This is a genomic window from Vibrio bivalvicida (assembly GCF_001399455.2).
GTDB lineage: Bacteria > Pseudomonadota > Gammaproteobacteria > Enterobacterales > Vibrionaceae > Vibrio > Vibrio bivalvicida.
Map to the genome: position 1 here is coordinate 1 of NZ_LLEI02000051.1, position 3916 is coordinate 3916.

Here is a 3916-nt window from a genome sequence, read left to right on the forward strand (position 1 = left end):
TGTATTTTCCAATGTTCAATATCCTATGTAATACTTCAAGGCTTATAACGCCCTGCTAAGTGGCTGACAACGCGACCACCGCACTTAACCAAACCACCGTAAACACTATACTCGACTTGAACTAAAAATGCCCCGCGTTGACAGTCCGTCTTAAGCAGATTGTTAGCTGCTACGAAGAAGGTTGAGTTTTTCACCCAAGTGCCTAACTTGAAATACATTATTGGTTTTAAATGACAATGTACATTGGGCAGATCAATAACCAAAACAAAGTTGATGAAATTTACTTGCCAGAGAATGCTATCGAAGAAACTAACTGCCCAGTGCGCGAAACGGATTTAGCTGCGGAAAAGTTTCAACACCCTTAAAACCACAGCAAAGAACTAAACAAACGCACCACTCCAGTAAACTGACTTTGGTTGATTCAACCACTTTTCGAACAGTGCCACTGGCGAGATAGCTTGCGCATTGGGACTATCAAGTGTGAAGCTAGAGCCCCGCATTCATGAGCACTTAAGCCCTTAGTTTCTTTAAATACTAGCTAACGCCCTGTTAAGTGGCTGCCAACCTACCACCTAACTCAACTAAACCACCGCAAACACTATACCAGACCAGAACTAAAAGTGCCCCGTGTTGGCAGTCCGTCTTTAACAGATTGTTAGTTGGTTAGCGGACTCTGAAGTTTGGATGTTCCACCGTAAAAACAGGTGCGACCTAAAAAGCAGTATACGACCAAGATCTAACGACCACCGCTGCTTTAACACAGACAATTTTAAAGCTGAGTTAGTCCATTGCATGTAGGAGCAACTGAAACTAACAAACCTGATACGCCCGTTCATCGTACCAGACGCCAAACATGATTAGGCAAGCAATCCTGTTTCTTATCCAAGAGTGGTAATTTGATGCTTGCCGAGATACGGAGAGCAAACACAAACCTCGCGCACGAAACTCGTACCTAAAACCAAGAAACAAATACCAACTAACGCCGCGTTAAGTAGTGAGCAACGCCAGCCACCTAACCTAAACCTTTATACCGTAAACACTTAACCCAACGTAGAATACAAAGCGCCAAGCGTTGGGAATCTGTCTTAAACGCCTTGTTATGTTGCTGACTCAAGGTACAATCGCAAGCCTTATTACAAGGACTAGACGCGATGCTATTTAACAACGATATCGATGAGATGATTAACTATTTGGAATGTTTCTGTAAACAACCACATGTCAAATCACTTGATAGCATCTCAGATGAACAGATTAACTTACTTCTGGATTTCTTAGCACTGGCCCACAAGTTAAACTGTGATATCTACGCGACCAGAAACCTTAACAGCCCACACTTTCTTGGTATCGGGGCCTTCGCTTTGTCACAAGACCGCCCACCACATGGAAACCTATTTATCAAAGTAGAGCGAGAGCAACTTCACCTTACACTTGAACTCGATGCTTGCAGCCAAGAGAACTTGTTAACACCAACCCGAGTGATTGATGCACTCATTTATCTCATCGACAATTCAGGTCAGGCACTTCTCCCTGAAGATTACAACTAGTGATTGCAACATAACGCCCTGCTAAGTGGCTGACAACATAACACAAAACGCAAACAAGCCACCGTAAACACAGAACAAACTTTGAAGTAAATTCGCCGAGCGTTGGCAGTCCGTCTTAAGCAGCTTGTTAGTAGGTCAATGCCAAGGGAACACCTGTACTTTCTGCCACCTTGCCTTATAGCCAGTTGTCATTTTGTTGTAGTTAGCTTCTGTCATTGCCTTTTTGTTAGGTTTAATAAGCATATTAAATGCGTCCTCTAAACCATAGGGGGCGAACAATTTAATGTTTCCTAAGCTATCTAGAGTAAACCCAATAGCAAAGGCAGAAAGCCAAGACTGGATACCTTGCTCGACGCGTTCGTATGCCTGAATGGAACAACCAAACTTCTTAGCATAGCGTTCATGTATAAATGCTTGGTTTTTTACATCAACGTCAACACCATGACTTAACCGTGAACTAATACGATTTTTGAATTCATCTTCAGTGACATGATTAGAGCTGTCGAAATAGACAACATCGAAGTCTTTAATTTGAGCAAGAAACGGTTTGCTTTCGATACTGTTCCAGATGATTTGAGTAATAGCACCGCCTGCGATATAGAAGTTTGGCACCCCTACTTCCTGGCACACTTCAGCTGTCTCGATCAACTCTGGAACTTGCAGAATTAGATCCTTGAGTTTTTGTTTATTCATCCTGACCTACTAACGCCCTGCTAAGTGGCTAGCAACGCAAACCACTACACTTAAACTAACCACCGTAAACACTGTACCAAACTAGAACTAAAATCGCCGAGCGTTGATAGTCCGTCTTAAGCAGATTGTTAGGTCTTTTTTCGAATGGCGCGCTTATGCTTGGCTTGGTATTCTCTACGCTGCTTTGTAACCTCGTAAAGAACGATTCCTGTCGTAGTTGCGAGATTCAGACTTTCGATCATGCCAAACATTGGTATTGATATACAGGCTTCACTTCTCTCTACCACTAGTTCACTTACGCCACGAGCTTCATTTCCAAACCAAACCGCAAGTCTAGTTTGAGTGTAATCAGCTTCATGTAAAACAAAGTTGGCCTTTCCTTTGATATGGGGGGATGTAACCAGCGATGTAAACCTATTTTTTTCAAGGTGCTCTAAGCATTCTTCTGTGGTATCAAAGCGCTTTACGAAAGTCCATTTTGATGCGGAAACTGATATTTTAGAAAGAGATTTTCGTTCTCTTATTTCTTCCCAATCATCGGGTAACGACTTTCGACTGTCTACAACATAAATTTTTTCGACACCTAGAGCATTGGCATTTCTAATTACGGAGCCAATGTTTTTCACATCCATTGGGTTTTCTAACACCGCAACTAAGTTTTTGCACTGATACTCTTTAATTTCATCAGCTCTTTGGCGAACTGAACTCTTTGAACTTTCCATCTTTTTCTCTATTTGTCTAATAGACCTAACGCCGCATTAAGTGGTGAACAACGCAGACCACCAAACTTAAAGCATTGTGCCGTAAACACTAAAGTTGAAGCAAACCGAAAATGCCGAGCGTTGGGAATCCGTCTTAAATGCTTTGTTATAAGCGTGGCTTCAACATGTACACAAACTGACTATCTTGAGAGGTTACTTCAAACCCAAACCTTTTATACAATTGCCCTACTCGATTTCCTTGCAAATAGCAGAGTTTAATCGGTAAAGACTGTTCTTGTGCTAGTTGGATAACTGCACTCAAAACTTGGCTACCGACACCATTACCTTGATATTCTGGTAGCAAGAAAAAACGACCAAAAGACAAATGGTCAGATTTATATTGTACTAGGTAGCTACCAACACGGAAGCCGTTAATTTCAATGATAGTTGGCTTAGATTCTTCCCACTCGCTACGGTGGATTTCTAATTGGACATTTTCATCCCAGCCAAAGATAGCTTTGATTGGTTCATATTCCGCCGCTTTCTTGAGATTAAACAAGAAATCGTAATCTTCAACTTCAGCTTGACGAGTTACAAACAAGATACCCTCCAGACTAATTTTTAATGGAAGCTTATAACGCCTTGCTAAGTGGCTGACAACGCGACCACCGCACTCAACCAAACCGCCGTAAACACTATACCCGACTTGAACTAAAATTGCCCCGCGTTGGCAGTCCGTCTTAAGCAGATTGTTAGCTGCTACGAAGAAGGTTGAGTTTTTCACCCAAGTGCCTAATTTGAAATACATTATTGCTTTTAAATGACAATGTAAATTGGACAGCTCGAAAACCTAAACTTAAATGATGAACCACGCTTGGCAGAGAATACTTTCGAAAAAGCCCACTACCAAGTCCGCAAATTAAATTTACCCACGGCAGCATTTCAACATCCAAGAAGCCGCACCAAAGAACTAAACAA

7 protein-coding genes are annotated in these 3916 nt (G+C 41.9%); 2 read left to right on the forward strand and 5 right to left on the reverse strand.

Annotation, left to right across the window (positions count from 1 at the left end; all coding sequences use genetic code 11):
• Positions 1 to 35 precede the first annotated feature (35 nt).
• Positions 36 to 194 (reverse strand): hypothetical protein, encoded by a 159-nt coding sequence (locus APB76_RS23140; protein ID WP_167350324.1) that lies wholly within the window; start codon positions 192 to 194, stop codon positions 36 to 38.
• Between the two features lie 36 nt (positions 195 to 230).
• Between APB76_RS23140 and APB76_RS23420 the strand changes: the two genes are divergently transcribed.
• Together APB76_RS23420 and APB76_RS16560 are read left to right on the forward strand one after the other, a co-directional pair.
• Positions 231 to 365 (forward strand): hypothetical protein, encoded by a 135-nt coding sequence (locus tag APB76_RS23420; RefSeq protein ID WP_269083061.1) that lies wholly within the window; start codon positions 231 to 233, stop codon positions 363 to 365.
• Between the two features lie 786 nt (positions 366 to 1151).
• Positions 1152 to 1544, forward strand: coding sequence for a hypothetical protein (locus tag APB76_RS16560; RefSeq protein WP_054963615.1), 393 nt, complete (start codon positions 1152 to 1154; stop codon positions 1542 to 1544).
• Positions 1545 to 1679: 135 nt separating this feature from the next.
• Here the strand turns inward: APB76_RS16560 and APB76_RS16565 are convergent, their stop codons facing one another.
• The 4 genes from APB76_RS16565 to APB76_RS23305 all read right to left on the reverse strand — a co-directional run.
• Positions 1680 to 2237 (reverse strand): nucleotidyltransferase family protein, encoded by a 558-nt coding sequence (locus APB76_RS16565; protein WP_004742840.1) that lies wholly within the window; start codon positions 2235 to 2237, stop codon positions 1680 to 1682.
• Between the two features lie 128 nt (positions 2238 to 2365).
• On the reverse strand, positions 2366 to 2959 hold the full coding sequence (locus APB76_RS16570) for a TrmH family RNA methyltransferase (RefSeq protein ID WP_054963614.1): 594 nt from the start codon (positions 2957 to 2959) through the stop codon (positions 2366 to 2368).
• A gap of 145 nt (positions 2960 to 3104) precedes the next feature.
• Entirely contained in the window at positions 3105 to 3542 is a 438-nt protein-coding gene (locus APB76_RS16575) for a GNAT family N-acetyltransferase (RefSeq protein ID WP_054963620.1), read from the reverse strand.
• Positions 3543 to 3690: 148 nt separating this feature from the next.
• Positions 3691 to 3916 (reverse strand): hypothetical protein (locus APB76_RS23305; RefSeq protein ID WP_237767924.1); only part of this gene is annotated, 226 nt, incomplete at its 5' end.